At 50.8% G+C, this 16,553-nt stretch carries 6 protein-coding genes; 5 read left to right on the top strand and 1 reads right to left on the bottom strand.

Annotation, left to right across the window (positions count from 1 at the left end):
- The first annotated feature begins 387 nt into the window (after positions 1–387).
- The 3 genes from QZQ29_RS05400 (at position 388) to QZQ29_RS05390 (ending at position 9,288) form a co-directional block, all read left to right on the top strand.
- Positions 388–1,932, top strand: a complete 1,545-nt coding sequence (locus QZQ29_RS05400) for a hypothetical protein (protein ID WP_296960764.1) — start codon at positions 388–390, stop codon at positions 1,930–1,932.
- A 492-nt stretch (positions 1,933–2,424) separates the two neighbouring features.
- The gene (locus tag QZQ29_RS05395; protein ID WP_296960761.1) at positions 2,425–3,483 is read left to right on the top strand and encodes a hypothetical protein; all 1,059 of its coding nucleotides are present in this window, start codon (positions 2,425–2,427) and stop codon (positions 3,481–3,483) included.
- 1,176 nt (positions 3,484–4,659) lie between these two features.
- Positions 4,660–9,288, top strand: a complete 4,629-nt coding sequence (locus QZQ29_RS05390; protein WP_296960758.1) for an ESPR-type extended signal peptide-containing protein — start codon at positions 4,660–4,662, stop codon at positions 9,286–9,288.
- A 572-nt stretch (positions 9,289–9,860) separates the two neighbouring features.
- Here the strand turns inward: QZQ29_RS05390 and QZQ29_RS05385 are convergent.
- On the bottom strand, positions 9,861–12,140 hold the full coding sequence (locus tag QZQ29_RS05385) for a LuxR family transcriptional regulator (protein WP_296960755.1): 2,280 nt from the start codon (positions 12,138–12,140) through the stop codon (positions 9,861–9,863).
- 1,053 nt (positions 12,141–13,193) lie between these two features.
- Between QZQ29_RS05385 and mtaB the strand changes: the two genes are divergently transcribed.
- Entirely contained in the window at positions 13,194–14,498 is a 1,305-nt protein-coding gene (mtaB, locus tag QZQ29_RS05380) for a tRNA (N(6)-L-threonylcarbamoyladenosine(37)-C(2))-methylthiotransferase MtaB (protein WP_296960752.1), read from the top strand.
- Between the two features lie 2 nt (positions 14,499–14,500).
- On the top strand, positions 14,501–14,854 hold the full coding sequence (locus tag QZQ29_RS05375) for a histidine triad nucleotide-binding protein (RefSeq protein WP_008860007.1): 354 nt from the start codon (positions 14,501–14,503) through the stop codon (positions 14,852–14,854).
- The last annotated feature ends 1,699 nt before the right edge of the window (positions 14,855–16,553 follow it).

The raw sequence follows: 16,553 nt of genomic DNA, 5'->3' as shown, positions 1-16,553 counted from the left end.
AGAAGGGGTGCATTTCCAACGGGCGCCAGCCCGGTTTGCATGTTTTCCCTTCGCGCCAAGGGCGCGGTTGTATGGTTTTATCATAAGAGGCGCCCTTCATCATTTAAAGGGCGCCCACCAAGGCTGCGGAGCAGCCATACATACTCATCGCCGTAGGCGATACCACAACCTTTTGAACCCTAAGAACCCTTTGAACCTTTTGAACCCTCACGCCGAAGGCGTGCCTCATGGCGCCCACCAATAAAAAGAGGCCGAACCCTCTGAACCGGGGCGCAGCGCGGCCCATATAAAATTTACATGACAATCATTGGTATTTGATGTAAAATAAAATTATTGGATTATGATAGCATAGGTTTATAGGACCTTTATTTAGAAAAGAGGAAATATATGAAACATAGTAAAATCGCTGCTCTTCTCTGCGCGCTGGCCGTTGCCGGCGTGGGAGTCCCCTCTGTATGGGCAGAAGACAATTCGGCACCTGTTGTGAATGCACTGAAGGAAGCCGATGCTGCTGCACAGACCGCGGACACAGCTGCCAAGGCGCCGGAGGTGAATTACACCGACGCCCTTTTGAAAGGCCTGTCTCTCACCCTTCCGGACGTGGAAAAATCGGTGGAATCAGGCACCTTCAAGAACCTGTCCCCGGAAGCGCCGAAGCCGGTAGTAGAACAGCCGGCTCCTGAACCGGAGCCCCTCCCCGAACCGGAGCCGGAACCAGAGCCGGAGCCGGAACCGGAGCCCGCACCGGCAGCCAAGTACACCGCCGACCAGGGCGATGCGGCCAATGAAATCGACAGCGACGGCACCTACGACGGCATGACCTATACCTCCACCAAGGCCAACGAAAACGCCCTCCGCGTATCCATGGCCTACATCAGCGCCAAAGGCGATACCATTACCAAATCCGGCGACGTAGACGACGTTACCAATTCCGATCTCTACGGCAAGAACGCCGCCCTCCTCGTCACCCATGGCGGCCACGGCGCCTTCTCCGATACCAAGATTTCCACCACAGGAAACGGCGCTGCCGGAGCCTACGGCTACAGCAAAGGCACCTACATCAACCTCACCGACTCCACCGTAGACACCACAGGAAACTTCGCCCCCGCAGCGGAAGCTGCTGAAAAGGCCATGATGAAACTGGCAAACACCACCGCCTCCACCACCGGCTACGGCTCTCCGGCCATTAAAGTTTCCAAAAATGGCGGCATCATCCTGGCAGAAAACAGCCATTTTACCACCACCGGACAGGAATCCCACGGCGTATACACCACCGGTGACGTTACCTTGACCGGAAGCACCGTGAACGCCCAGGCCACCAAAGCGGCAGTCATTAAAAACAACGACACCCTGTCCCTGGAAAACTCCACCCTGGAAGGAAATGAAACAAACTCCGTGCCCTACAACATCGTCCTCTACTCCGACGAAAACGCCATCGGCACCATGGGCACCCAGCAGTTCAACGCCAAGGACTCCACCATTATCTCCCATAAAGGCGGCATGTTCCTCGTCACCAGCACCCACGGCAGAGTCACCCTGGAAAATACCACCATCCAGCAGGACCCCTCCCTTCCCGTATTCACCGTCACCGGCAACGACGGCTCCTTCGGCTGGGGCGACCCCGGCAGCAACGGCGGCCACCTGCAGCTGGTTCTCGTGAAACAGAACCTCACCGGTAACATCCTGGTGGACTCCATCTCCGACGTGAACATGAACATCACCGACAGCTCCACCTGGAACGGTGCCATCCACATCGTCCCCAACGCCCAGAACGGCGCTGCCTACCATACCAACGCCGACATCTTCATCGCAGCAGGCTCCACCTGGAACCTCACCGAAGACAGCGAAGTCACCACTGTCACCAATCTGGGCACCATCAACTACAACGGCCACACCATCAAACTGGCCGACGGCACAGTGATGAAAGGATAAATAGAAGAAATAGAGAGAGCGGCGCTTCGGCGCCGCTTTCTCTATGTGGAGGGGCCTGCGCCTCCGGCGCAGAGGGGCGTATGGCCCTGTGCTGTCGCACGGGCCAAAGGTTGTGTTCGCTTCGCTCAGGGGGCAAAGGCCTTGGTGGGCGCCTTTAAATTATGGAAGGCGCCAGTATGATAAAACCTTCTCAACCGCCCTGCGGGCGATAAAAATGCACCCCTTTTGGTGCTGACGCACCACCTTTCCCCCGGAGGGGGAACTTTTCCCGCCGCTAAACATTGAGCAACTTAAGTTAGCACTACGATAAGCGAAGGGCAGACTTCCCCCTCCGGGGGAAGTACCGCCGCAGGCGGGGATAGGGGTGCATTTCCTTCGCGCCGAAGGCCCGGTTGTTATGGCTTTTCCCTTACATCTGCTTTCGATGGTACTATTTTCTTGCATCTTCTTTTAATATTCCGTAAAATGAAGGTAGAGAAAGGAGGCGAATCCATGAAAGAAAAGCGGTTTATCATAACGGAAAATATGATGGATTCCCTATATGGCTATAATCATGCGCAATATGACCAGCATGCCAAGCGGCTTCTTGCTAGTCGGAAACTGCTGGCGGAAATCTTGAAGAAAGTAGTTCCCGAATTTCAGGATGTCAGTATTTCTGATATTGCAGAAAAATACATTGAAGGGACGCCGCAGGTAGGAAATATTCCCGTAGACCCGGGGCTTACCAATGCAGTGCCTGCCCAAATCAAGGGCGACCGCAATGAAGATGGGGTGCCTAAGGAAGGTTATATTACTTACGATATTCTCTTCCATGCCCGCGCACCGGGAACAGGAGAGCCCATCACACTGATTATCAATGTGGAAGCCCAGCGTACACAACAAGAATCCAAGCTGAAATACCGCTTGATGAAACGGGCTATTTTCTACGTTTGCCGTCTCATTTCCTCGCAAAAGGAGCGGGAATTCAAGGGGAAGGACTATAATAGTATTAAAAAAGTCTATTCCATCTGGATTTGTATGGATTCGCCTGGCGGAAACAGCTACATCAACTATTACCAAATGGAAGAAAAACACTTGCTTCATCGCTATAAAGAGGCAAGAGAAAACTACGATTTGCCCAATGTAGTAATCATCAGCCTGGGCAAGAGAGCAGATAAGGATAAACTGATTCATCTACTGCAGGTCCTTTTCACAGAAAGCAAAAGGTCCTTTGATTCTAAAAAAGAAATCTTGGAGCAGGAGTACGGTATAAAGATGACACCGGACATGGAAAAGGAGATGAATACCATGTGCAACCTGAGTTTGAATATTTCAGAAGAAGCATTGAATGAAGGCCGTATTTTAGGACATAAAGAGGGCCGTAAAGAGGGACTCAAAGAAGGCATAGAAAAGGGAATGGAAAAGGGACTCAAGGAAGGAGAGAACAGAGCCTTGAATAAAACCGCCATTCGTTTGCTCTCCATGGGGCTTTCTGTGGAAGACGTGGTGAAGGGGACAGGACTTTCTGCTGAGACGGTGGGGAAAATAAAAGCAAACATGGAAGAAAAGTGAGATTTTGATACACAGAAAAGCGGCGCTTCGGCGCCGCTTTTTATGTGAAGGGGGCCGCTTCGCAGCCCGGGTTCTAAAGTTTGACGGGGCTTTCGCCCCGAGGGTTCTAAAGTTTGACAGCGGCTTCGCCGCTGAGGGTTTTGGTGGGCGCCCTTCATTATTTAAAGGGCGCCCACCAAGGCTGCGGAGCAGCCTATATACTCATCGCCGTAGGCGATATCACAACCCTTTGAACCCTAAGAACTCTCTGAACCTTTTGAACCCTCACGCCCGCAGGGCGTGTCTCTTAGCGCCCAATATACGAAAGTATACATCCCTCTTTTCCCGGAGGGATTTTTTGATTGCCGGAAAGGGGCCTGGATTTTCATGGACATATACCGGGTCCAGCACATATCGAAAAAGCTGGATGGCCCATAAATGTGGGGAAATTGAGCTCCGGAGAAGGAAATGAAGTGTCATGGAAGGAACATAAAAAGGTATACTTTCGTATACTTTTTGCATCCTTCCGTATAGTCTATACTTTGTGCAGAAAGGGCGAAGAGTAATCGCTCCGGGAAATACGGCAGAAATGACATTCTCACAGGCGTGAATATTATGCATAAATATGCATTATTTAAGGCCGCACTTTTTTAGGAAGTACGGGAGACTCTGCCGGCATGGAGCTGACAGAGCTTTTTTATGGTCATAAAAACCACTGGGAAATAGAATTGACCACTTTTGCAGAAAAATGACCACTTTTGCAGAAAAAATAGAAACGAAAAACCTTTTAGGATATAGTAATAACAGATGAAACGGAAGAATTGCATAGGGACTGGGACAGCGTCAAAACGTCGAAAAAATTATTGACCCCTGACCTTTATTTCGTGCGCCCCAAAACAGGAAAAGACGGAAGGAAAGACTTCTGTCTGAATGTTTGGAAAGCAAGACGCAGACCCGGCACCTGTATAATCCCTCTGCATAATCTGTATACATGAATTCAAAGGTCCGCTCTGAGCCTTGAAGATATAAGTGTACACCATATGGCTGGCAGGAGGAGGGAAGCATGGGAAAACCAGCCTGCCGCTGGGAGGAAATCCCCGTGGGGATTCTAAGTTCAAAAAATGCGGTTCATCCGGCTATATGCCGCAGAAAATGATTCAGAGCATCTATCATTTCCACTCAAAGGAGGGTAACACCATGAATAAGATCTACAAAGTTGTATGGAGCAGAGTTAAACATACCTATGTGGTTGCTTCAGAACTGGCAAAAAGCCATACCAAATCTGAAACCACGGGCACAGGGATTGGCAGAAAGCTTATCCTGGCAGCTGCCCTGGTATGCGCATTATCCGCATTCGGCAGTGCGGTTCCCACTTACGGTGCTGATGCAGGTACTGCTGGGGAAAGTCAGTATGTGGCAGTGCTTGTGAATGATAGCAACGGCTATTATTACACATCTCGGGGCCGCCAAGTATCATACGGTGATACAAGAACTTTTGATGGATACAGGTATCATAAGGAAACGGTTTCCGGCGAAACGTACTGGGTTCGTGATGGATATACTATTAAGTATGAAGAAGATAAACGGTATCCAGGCGCACGGAATGCCAATATCATCAAGGCTTACAAAACGGATTCCTATACAGCAAGCAGTGATGCAGGCCTTCTGAAATCCAATCAGATTATGGTGAAATCCTCTGACGTTTCCACTTTGACCGATGTTATTCTGGATGATGTTTCCGGCGGCACCTATGTGGGGGCGACGAATTCCGGAAATCCTACCACTCCGTCTTCCTTCAACTATATGATCAAGGATGACAACGGGCAGTATGTAGATGCAGGAAATACTAATTTCAGCACCCGTTTTAAAGCAGCAGCTTTAAACGCAGATGGCACCTATTCTTATAATGGGGAAGTTATTTCCAATGATAACCTGTATGTGGTGAATAATACGGTAGGTGTATTCCTTACATCCAGTAAGAATGTATACACAGGCAAAGTTTTCGGTGCAAATAATGAAGTACTGGTGACTACCAAGGGTGAAGATGGAAAAATGTACAGCTATTGGGGCGCTGATACACCGGATCCCAATACCACCCTGGCTGATATGACCATTGGTCAGTTTAACCAGGCTCTGGAAAAAGTAAATAATAACAGCAAGGCTGTGGCCGGCGATGTAATCAAGGACATCAGGACTACATCCAAAGAAAACGGAGGCACGATTGACCTCGTGCGCCGCGGTACCTATAATTCTGCTACAGGAGAATATGAAGGGGACTATACCGTAGGCAGCGGCATTACGGTAACTAGCCGTGGCGGCACAGGCGGCGAAGACGTCAAGATTCATTTCAGTGCCGGAGACAACGGATTTGATGTAGCAGCCGGTTCCAAAGTAGAGGCGGTAGGGACCAAAGATGCGGCTACGGGTATTATCATTAATGGTGAAACCTACAACATCAAGACCGGTCAGGACTATACAGCTGGAAAGAATATTACTATCAATGGTAATGAAATCTCTGCAACTGATACAGATACAACCTACACTGCCGGGGATAACGTGAGCATCAGTGATGACAATGTGATTTCTGCAAAGAACACTACTCTGGCGGCCGGAAAAGCTGAAAAGAAGGGAAACAGCTATATCGTTAAGGATACTGCTGGGAATGAAGTTACCCTGGAAGATGTAGCCAGTGAATCTGTTGTAAATGAAACAATCAATACTACAAAGACAGACTTGACCAATGTAATCAACGAGAAGGATAAACTGAATGTAAAATATGACAATGAAATGAAAAATACGGTTACCCTGGGTGGAAGCGATGCCAAGAACCTGGTGAAGGTTTCGAATCTGGCTGCCGGTACTGCAGATACGGACGCAGTGAACGTGGCACAGTTGAAAAGATCCAGAGTAGAATTGGCCGATGGTCTTAATACTTCCGTTTCTTATTCTAACGATGAAACAGACGGCCACGTCATTTACGAAGTCGATGTAAATACTGATGGAGAAGTAAAACAGGGCGACACCCATATCGTCAATGGAGACACAGTATACAATGCTCTGCAGGATGTGGGCTGGACAGCTGCTGTCAACGGAGAAACAGCCAAGGAAGTCAAGAAAGATGATACCCTGAACTTTGTGGACGGAGACAACATCTCCATTACCAATGACAATGGAAATATTAAGATTTCCACCAGTGGCCTTGCAAGTTCCGGCGATATCTGGACGGCTCAGGCTGATGGCAAAGATGTGAAGGCAGTGAATCAGAAGGTAAACTTCACGGGAAGCGACCATATCAAAGTGACCGGCACCGATGGGCAGGTTCAGTTTGAAGCGGTCGGTCTGGCAGATACAGATTTCACTAATATCACTGAAAAGGCAGTTACCAGGATTACCAATATTGCCAAAGGTGAAGACCGTCATATCGAAGCCAAAGATTATGCTGTAGATGAAAATGGCACAGTGACCATGTCCTATGTGGATGGAAATGGAAAAGCAGTGGAAGGAAGTGCCAGAATCACAGGTATTGCCAAATCAGACCTTTCCAACATTACCAATGAAGGCACCACTGTAATTAATACAATTGCCAGAAATGCGGTGAAAGTAGCAGATGGCGAAAATACCACCGTTTCCAAAGAAGAAGCGGATGGCACTACCACCTATAAAGTCAATGTCAGCAAAGCAGCCATCCAGAGAGCTGTCGATGTGAAAGGCACTGACGGTATCGCAGTAGACTCTTCTGTCGATGAAGACGGTACGAAGAATTACACTGTCTCTGCCAAACTCTCCGGTAATTTCAAAATTGATGAAGGTTCCGGCAATATTGACCTGGCACCGGTGGTGAAGATAGGAGATAAAGTGACTGTAGATGGCACTGCAGGAGAAATCAAAGGTCTGACCAATACCACGTTGGATGCAGAAGGATTTGCTACTCTGGGCAGAGCAGCTACCGAAGAACAGCTGAAAGCAGTAGATGAAAAAGCAGCCGCTGCAAAAACCATCGTAGAAAATGGAAAGAATGTGGAAGTAGAAAAGAAAGACAACGATGACGGCAGCAGCACCTATACCGTAGGTCTGGCTGAAAATGTGACCCTGGGCGACAATGCCATTACCCTGAAAGGAAGCGACGGCTCCATCAGCGCCAAATCCGGTGATGCAGCTCTGTCCTTCGACAAGGATGGTCTGGCAGTAAGCGGAACTTCCGGCATTACCCGGATTAACGGTGCCAATGCATACATCGGAAAGATCAGCGTTGTGAATACAGCAGACAGCGCTATCGTTTCCGGACTCAGCAACACAACCACCGATTATGAGGGTTTTGCAGACGGCAGTGGAAAAGCAGCTACTGAAGAACAGCTGAAAGAAGTATCCGGCAAGGCTGGTGAAGCCTTGGAAACAGCTTCCAAGGGCTGGAATCTGACCACCAATAAGGATGAGAAGAAAAAAGCCAAGGTAGCTCCCGATGATACAGTGGATATCTCCGGTGATGAAAATATCGAGGTAGACAGCGAGGGCACCAATGTAACCTTCGGGCTCAGTGACAATGTAAAACTTTCTGTCGATGGAAGCCTTGCCGTAGGAAACTCCATGCTTACCTCCAGTTACCTGGATGTAGCAGGTTATCGGTTCCTCTCTTCCAGCGGCATCAATGCGAACAACATGAGAATCTCCAATGTGGCGGCAGGTATCTATGATACAGATGCGGTTAACGTGAGCCAGCTGAGAGACGCTATGAACAGCAGCCAGATTTCTATCAACGCTGGAACAGGTATTATTGTGGAAAAGACCGGTTCTTCCTATACCATCAAGACCAACATTGTAGGGCTTTCGAATGAAAATGGCACCGTTACTGTCTCCACAGACTCTGATCCTACTCCAGTTACTAACTCCAATACCAGTACAACAAATCGTGCTAGACGGATGAGTGTCATGCTCGCGGCTAATGATCAGGTAGCAGAAGAATCGGAAACAACCACTTCTACGGGAAATCCATTGAATGTAAAATATAGTGCTAACGAAGTTACGTTCGGGACAGATGATGGCAACGCTGCCAGTGTGAATGATGGAGAAAGAATTGATTTCAAAGGTGATGGGAGGAATATTACTACATCCTCTAAGGTGGAAGGAAATTATGATACAATTACCTTTGCATTGAATAAGGACATCCGTGTTGACAGTGTGACTGCTGCAAATGTGACTGCTGCAAATCAGATTGCTATCAATAATGGTCCGACTATGAGCAGCAACGGCATTAATATGGCAAGTCAGAAGATTACCAATCTTAAAGCCGGGGAAATTTCCGAAACCTCTACAGACGCAGTGAATGGCAGCCAGCTCTATGCAACAAATCTGGCAGTCATCAACAATACGGAAAATATCAACAGCCTCAGCAATTCCATCAGCAAGCTGGATAACCGCATCGACCGTGTAGGTGCCGGAGCAGCAGCCCTGGCAGCTCTCCACCCACTGGACTACGATCCTGATGATAAGTGGGATTTCGCAGCAGGCTACGGCAACTACGGCAGCGCCAGTGCAGTGGCGGTAGGTGCTTACTATCGGCCCAATGAAAAGACTATGTTCTCCCTGGGCGGAAGCTTCGGCGGAGGTGAAAATATGGTGAATGCAGGCGTAAGCTTCAAACTGGGCAGCGGCAGCAATGGCACCAGCACTTCGAAAGCGGTAATGGCCAAGAAGATTAACAGTCTGAATGAGACCATTGCTTCTCAGGAAGCCAAACTGGCAGAACAGGATAAAAAGATTGAAGATCAGGCTGTCAAGATCGAAAAATTGGAAGCTATGATTAACAAACTGCTGGATGATAAAAAATAAATTGTCTTGGAAGTGTTTTGTAAATGCCTCATTCATCACGACTCCTCCGCCCCTCCTAGCCGGATGAAAGAAATAAAAGGATGGAATAGTGATTTGAGGATATAGTCCCGTTTCTTCTGCCGGAGGAATGGAACAGAGCCCCGTCGGCCACAGGCCGGCGGGGCTTTTCATTGCTGCCTTTTTGATGCACTGTTATGGAGCAGGAGATTATGGTTGTTTCATAGAGGAAAAGGTTGGGTCTGTCAAGTTCCCCTCTTATGATAAAACTTTTATAACCGCCCTTGCGGGCGAGGGAAAACAAGCCATCCGCCCTGACGGATCGTTTGGGCGATTCATAGGAAGATCCTTTTGGGCGTGCAGGCTAAGAACTCACTTCACTCGACCTGGAGACCCTCTGCAGGGTCTTCACAGCGGTGAAGGATCTCGGTACGTGCAGCTGATGAGGCAGAGGGGGTAAATACCAGCCGGCGGGGCAGCTTTCTCCCTGAAGGAGCCTGCGGCTGACGGGCCGAGGATTGAGTTCGCTTTATGCAGAGGGCAAATACCGCAGTGGGGCGCCTTTGGCGCACTTCTCATTTTTCCTTAAACATGGCCACCAGCTGGGCGCGGTTTTGGACTTCCAGTTTTTTATAAATGAGGGAGAGGGCTTTTTTGATGGTGATTTCGGCTACGTTCATTTCACCGGCGATGTCTTTGTTTTTCTTTCCTGCCATGACGAGGCGGATGATTTCCATTTCTCTTCCGGTGAGGTTTTTGACTTTGGCGCGGAGCCGGGTTTCCTGTTCCAGTTGATGGCGGGCTGTTTTGTCTTTGAAGGCCAGTATGTCCTTCAGCAGTTTCGGTGCTGCTTTGGCGGCTTTGAGGCGGTTCCAGGTGTTGGCAAAGCGGCTGGCTGCGGTGAAGAAGGGGGAGATGAGGTGGTCCGGTTCTGCCAGTTTGAGTGCTTTCTGCAGGCAGGCGGTGCACTTGGTGTTTTCCTGCTGCATGTCGTAGGCAATGGCCTGGTGGAGGAGGGCGTAGATTTCTCCGAGAATGGATTTCCTCTGTTTGGCCAGTCTTTCGTGGCGGATGGCGGAGGAGAGGAGGGGGAGGGCGCTGCCGGGGCGCACCAGGCTTTCGTCCTCCAGTATGTCCAGGTAGGTGCAGGCAGGGAAGTAGTACATGGAGCTGTTAATCTTCATGGTTTTCTTGAACTCTTCGCGGGCGCCTGGGAAGATGAGGTAGAAGCCTTCCAGGCTCATGTGGGCGATTAAGGCCTGGTAGGGTTCTGCCATGAGGGTAATCTGCTGCATTTGTTTTTTGGTGCGCTGGAGTTCCTCTGCGTTTCCCATCAGGTAGGCCAGATGGCCCCGGTAGTGGAGGCAGCGGATCTGGAGGGACAGGTCTTCTCTGTATCCTTCGGTGGCTTCCAGGTAGGAGAGGCATGTGATGGCTTGGTCGAACCGGCCGGTGTAGAAGGAGTATTCTGCTTTGAAATAGTATTTCCAGGCTCCTTTGTCGTCCACGCCGTTGATGTCGTTCATGATGGACTTGAGAGTGGTGAGTTTCTCCATTTCTTCTCTGTACTTTCCGGGGGCGGCGTGATACATGGTGGTGAAGGAGGGGCAGCAGAAGCCAAGACGGGGCGCCCGGAATTCTTCTTCTGCCCGGAGTCTGTGGATAGCGGACTGTGCTTTGGTGCAGTAGGAAATCATTTTGTCCAGGTCGTTGAAGGTTGTGGTGCCTTCCAGAAAATCCATGGCCACTCTGCCCAAGGTGTCCAGTCCCATTCGTTGGATGCGGGCCAGATTTTTTCGATAGGCTCCCTGAAGATCTGAGAAATAGAGGTCATAGAGCATGAGAATCACCGTTTTCAGGTGCTTTTTCATGATGTGGTCGGGAATGTGGTCCAAAAGGTTGGCGGGGTACATGCGGGGACCTGCCAGCAGTATGGTGTCGGCGCCTTTGTCAAGGATGGCAAGGGAGAGTTCGTAGTTTTTTGCCAGGCTGGCAAAACGCATGGCCTCGGGAAGGCTTCCCATGGAGTAGTACCAGTGGGCGGCCTTGTCCAGGTACTGCCGCTGGGTTTCCTCGCTCCAGAGCTTAAATTCGGACTGGAGAAATTCCTTCATCAGGGGGAAGAAAAAGTATTTATGGATCTGCCGGTTCAGATAGAGAAAAAGGCCGCTCTTTTCCTGACTGGAAAGGATGGCAGGTACATCCACGTCGGGACACATGAAGAGGGCCTTGTTCATGGAGAAACGGTGGAAAAGGGAGAGGGCCGTCAGGGTTTTCTTTGTGTCCTCGTCCAGGTAGCGGAACACTTTTTCATTCACCGTGCGGAAGAGCTCTTCCTTCTTTGCGTCGTCCATCATGCCAGTGCCGTAGTGGTTTCGAAGCCACAGGTCCTTCACCCCTTCAGTGACCGCAAAGGTCTCCTTGTCCTCCAGCTTGTTGTAGGAAATGGAATTGTTCAGGTGCACAAGCTCCCAGCCCTTGCCGCTTCCGGCCTCCGGATTTCTGCGGTACAGGAAATCACATTTCAAATGTTCCTTCAGGAAAAGCGCAAGCTCCGGCGCCGTTTCCACATCGGCAGAAGCCATGAAAAGCCACAAATCGTCGCTTAGGGCATGGGAAATCCACTGCTCATTACTGAGGATGGTGGGAATCATTTTGTCCCTGGTGGTAATAAAGAAGCGGGTCACCCCATCCCGCCCCGACGCAATCATGGTGGAACCGCCGCCGCACCAGGTAATGTCCTGGGCCATGAAGGCAAGGAGCATGGTGATTTCATTCTTTTCATAATATGCATGAAGGATTTCCCGGGAGCAGGCAAGCAGCAGGGCCTCCTCCTTTTTCTGCGTATCGTTCATGGCAGTCGTCCTCCCTTTTATGTGGAACGAAATTGAAATTTTGTATATATTATAACATAAAGAGCCGCTTCGATGGACACGCCCTTCGGGCGTGAGGGTTCAAAGGGTTCGGCCCGCCGATGGCGGGCTGGTTCAAAGGGTTCAGAGGGTGGTGGTAGGCGCCCTTTGAAAATAAGGGGCGCCATTATGAAAAAACGTACAACCGCCCTGGCGGGCGAGGGGAAAAGCGGCACCCTTTGGTGGCTGGCGCCACCACCTTCGCCACGGTGTGAAGCGTGTCACTGGATTCTCAGTCGCCCAAGGGCTCCTTACGAATCCAGTTCCCTTGCCACCCCGCTAAAGCGGTGGGACTATGGGTGCTGGACAGTGGAGTCAAGTGATTTTTATGGAAGCTGCGGGCGGGGGAAAACCGTAAAACCGCGCCTTTGGCGCGAGGAAATGCACCCCTTCTGCCGCCTGCGGCGGCTTCTCTCCACGGGAAAGCGTCTCACGTGATTTTCAGGTCGCTGTTGCTCCCTTACAAATCACGTTCGCTTGCCACCCCGGAGGGGCAGATTTTAGCGGCGCTATGCTTTGAGATGCTTATGAGAACAAACGCTGAGCGCAGAGCAGACTTCCCCCTCCGGGTGGAAGTACCGCCGAAGGCGGGGATAGGGGTGCATTTCCACGGGCGAAGCCCGGTTTGCTTGTTTTTTTACGCCCGTCAGGGCGGTTTTTTAGGTTTTATCATAATGGCGCCCTTTATTTTTAAAGGCGCCCACCACAACCCTCGCGCCACAGGCGCGTCAAACCTCTGAACCTTTTGAACCTTCTGAACCCTCACGCCAAAGGCGTGTCCATAAGGCGCCCACCACAACCCTCGGCGGCAGAGCCGCCGTCAAACTTAAGAACCTTACGCGCTATGAGTCTGCCCCCCTTTGGTACTGCGTACCACCTTTCCCCCTGTGCAGGGGGCACTATAAAAGGGGGAAACCCTCAGAACCCTTTATTCTTCTCTTTCCCCCGTGTTATAATGAACTCATGGAAAAAAATAATTTAAACTCAGGAAAAAAGGTGTCCTTTCTCACTCTTGGCTGCAAGGTCAACCAGTACGACAGCGACGCCATGCGTACCCTCTTTATCAGGAACGGGTACACCCAGGCAGGGGAGGACGATGATGCGGATGTGTACGTCGTCAATACCTGCTCCGTCACCAGCATCGGTGACAGAAAATCGCGGCAGATGGTGCGCCGAATCCGCCGGGCCCATCCTTCCGCTATCATCGCCGTAGCCGGCTGCTATGCCCAGCTGGCGCCGGAGGTGTTTGAAAAGATGGGGGACGTGGATGTGATTGTAGGCATCCAGAACCGCTCCCACATTGTGGACTATGTGGAAGAAGCCATGCACCGCACGGACAAAAAGCCTCTCAATGAGACCGTGGACATTATGAAGGTGGACCATTTTGAAAATATGTCCGTCGATATTTCCGGTGAAGTGAGGACCCGGGCTTTCGTGAAGGTCCAGGAGGGCTGCGATAATTACTGTACCTTCTGCATCATTCCCTACGCCCGGGGCAAGCTGAAATCCCGCCTCCAGAAGGATGCGGTGGATGAAATCAGGAAACTGGTTTCCCAGGGCTACCGGGAAGTGGTCCTGACGGGCATCCATCTTGGCAATTACGGCAAGGACCTCCACGACGGCACCTCCCTGGCCACCCTGGTGGCGGAGCTGGTGGAGATTCCGGATCTCCTCCGCATTCGTCTGGGCTCCGTGGAATCCGTGGAACTTTCGGAAGATCTCATTTCCATCATGCAGAACGAACCGAAGGTATGCCGCCATCTCCACCTGCCCATCCAGTCCGGCTCCGATGCCGTGCTGAAGGGCATGAACCGTCATTACCGTCTGCCCCAGTTCAAGAAACTGATTTCCGAACTCCGGGAAAAGGTGCCGGGCATTGCCCTCACCACCGACCTCATCGTCGGATTCCCGGGAGAAACAGAGGAAAATTTCCAGGAGACCCTGGAAACCCTGGAGGAAATCCGTTTCTCCGGCATCCACGTATTTCCATATTCCCGCCGCACCGGCACGCCGGCGGCTTCCTATCCGAACCAGGTGCCTAATGAGGTGAAAAAAGAAAGGGTACACCGGGTGCAGGAACTGGAAAAGGACATCGCCCTGGACTATCGGAAGCAGTTCATGGGCCAGGTGGTCCACGTGCTGGCGGAAGAAATGAAGGATGGATTCTTTGAGGGCCTCACGGATGAGTACATCCGCGTGTCCATCAGGGATTCACATATAGAAAGAGGAAAAATGTATCCTGTCAGGATTGATACCATTACGGAAGAAGGCCTGTCAGGGGTGTTAGCAGAGGAGGAATAAGAATGGCTGATTGTATTTTCTGCAAAATCGCTGCCGGTGAAATCCCCAGCACCAAAGTCTATGAAGATGAAAACTGGTATGCTTTCAAGGATATCGAACCCTGTGCGCCGGTGCACATCCTGGTGATTCCGAAGAAACACGTGGACAACATCCTTGCTTTCGATGAAGAATACAACAAGAACTTTGCTGACTTCTTCCTGGTGGTAAAGAAAATCGCTCTGGAAGCAGGCCTCAAAGAAAGCGGCTTCCGCCTGGTCATCAACACAGGAGAAAAAGCAGGACAGTCGGTCTTCCACTTCCACGCCCACATCATCGGTGGCAAGGAAATGGGCTGGCCCCCATTCCCGGAAAAATGAATGACACGCCCTGCGGGCGTGAGGGGTGTGGTTTCGCCCTTTGGGCGATGAATTTTATATACTGCCTTGCGGCGGCCTTGGTGGGGCTCCTTCAAATGATTGGGGGAGCCCTCTTTTTATAAAACCATACAACCGCCCTTCGGGCGAGGGAAATGCGCTCCCCCTTTGGTGGCTGGCGCCACCACCTTCGCCACGGTGTGAAGCGTGTCACTGGATTCTCAGTCGCCCAAGGACTCCCTACGAATCCAGTTCCCTTACCACCCCAGCTTCGCTGGTGGGACTATGGGTGCTCAGCAGTGTGCCACATGGTACTACAGGAAAGGGTAGAGAGGTTTATTCTGCCCCCTGCATAGGGGTGGCAAGCGAACGTGATTTGCAGGGAAGCGATAGCGACCCGAAAATCACGTGAGACGCTTTCCCGTGGAGAAGTCCCGCGAAGCGGGATAGGGGGTGGCCGCCAGAGGCGGCCAATTCAGCAGGAAGGAAAGCAGGAAAATGAAACGCAGCAATAGTTGTACTTACCATTTTAGAGACTCCCCCCTTTGGTGGCTGACGCCACCATCTTCCCCTCCGCTGAAGCGGTGGGACAATAAAACCTTTACAACCGGGCTTTCGCCCGTGGGAAAACATGCCAACCGCCCTTGCGGGCGATGGAAATGCACCACTTTTCTCCTAAAGGGAATTTTACTTGCTGCTATACAATGAGCGATTTAAGTTAGCACAAAGGTAAACGGAGAGCAGACTTCCCCCTCCGGGGTGCACAGCGAACACATTTTGTAGGAGCAAGGCGACGCACAAAATGTAGTGAGTCGTTTCACCTTTAGGTGGAAGTACCGCCGAAGGCGGGGATAGGGGTGCATTTCCATCGGGCGAAGCCCGGTTTGAATGTTTTTCAACGCCCTTCAGGGCGGTTGTAAAGGTTTTATCATAATGGCGCCCCCTTTATTTTTGAAGGCGCCTACCACCACCCTTGGCCCGGAGGGTCGCTGCCCCCCTTCTACACAACCCTCTGCCGTCAGGCGGACACAACCTGCGGAGAAGCAGTGCCCCTCTTTATACCTGATACAGCTATTCTTCTTTTCAGACTATATGACCAGAGAGGCGAAAGGGCCTGGCGAAGAGCCTTTCCAATCCCTGCGGTGCACAATCCATGGAAGCGGGGAGGAAAGAAACGGAGCCTTCATGAATTTCAACCTCTCCGGCGCGCCGAAAACTCCATAAAAACTCCTGAGGAAAAACCTGTGAGGGGGAGCGCTGCTTGAATCGTTATTGAATTTTATTCTTGTGTTTTTGCTCAATACAAGGAAGCAGTCGACGCGAATAGTAAACTATTTAAGGAGACTGATGACGAAGGATTGAACAAAAACACTTATGAAATTCAATTCTGCGATTTAAGCAGTGCTCCCCCACCATCCTGGTGGCAAATATGGCTATACCTGCTTTTCCCTGACGACACAGACATTCCGCTTCGGCGGCTACCCCTGGCCGATTCATCGAAACAGAACGCCTGAGCCCTACCGCGCATCAACATGGGACGAATCAGGAGTTTTTACAGTGGCAAAAGAGGCCATGAAGAAATATCCATCATTTCTTCATGGCCTCTTTTCGTGTATGGAAAGATGACAGCACAAAAACACGGATACAAATCCGTGCCAGTCAGTATTGCGGGCCTCTCAGAATCAGGCGCCAACGCTGAGCA

This window comes from uncultured Dialister sp. (genome assembly GCF_900538805.1).
Lineage (GTDB): Bacteria > Bacillota > Negativicutes > Veillonellales > Dialisteraceae > Dialister.
Note: the sequence above shows the minus strand (reverse complement) of the source record. Positions and strands in the feature narration are given on the sequence as shown.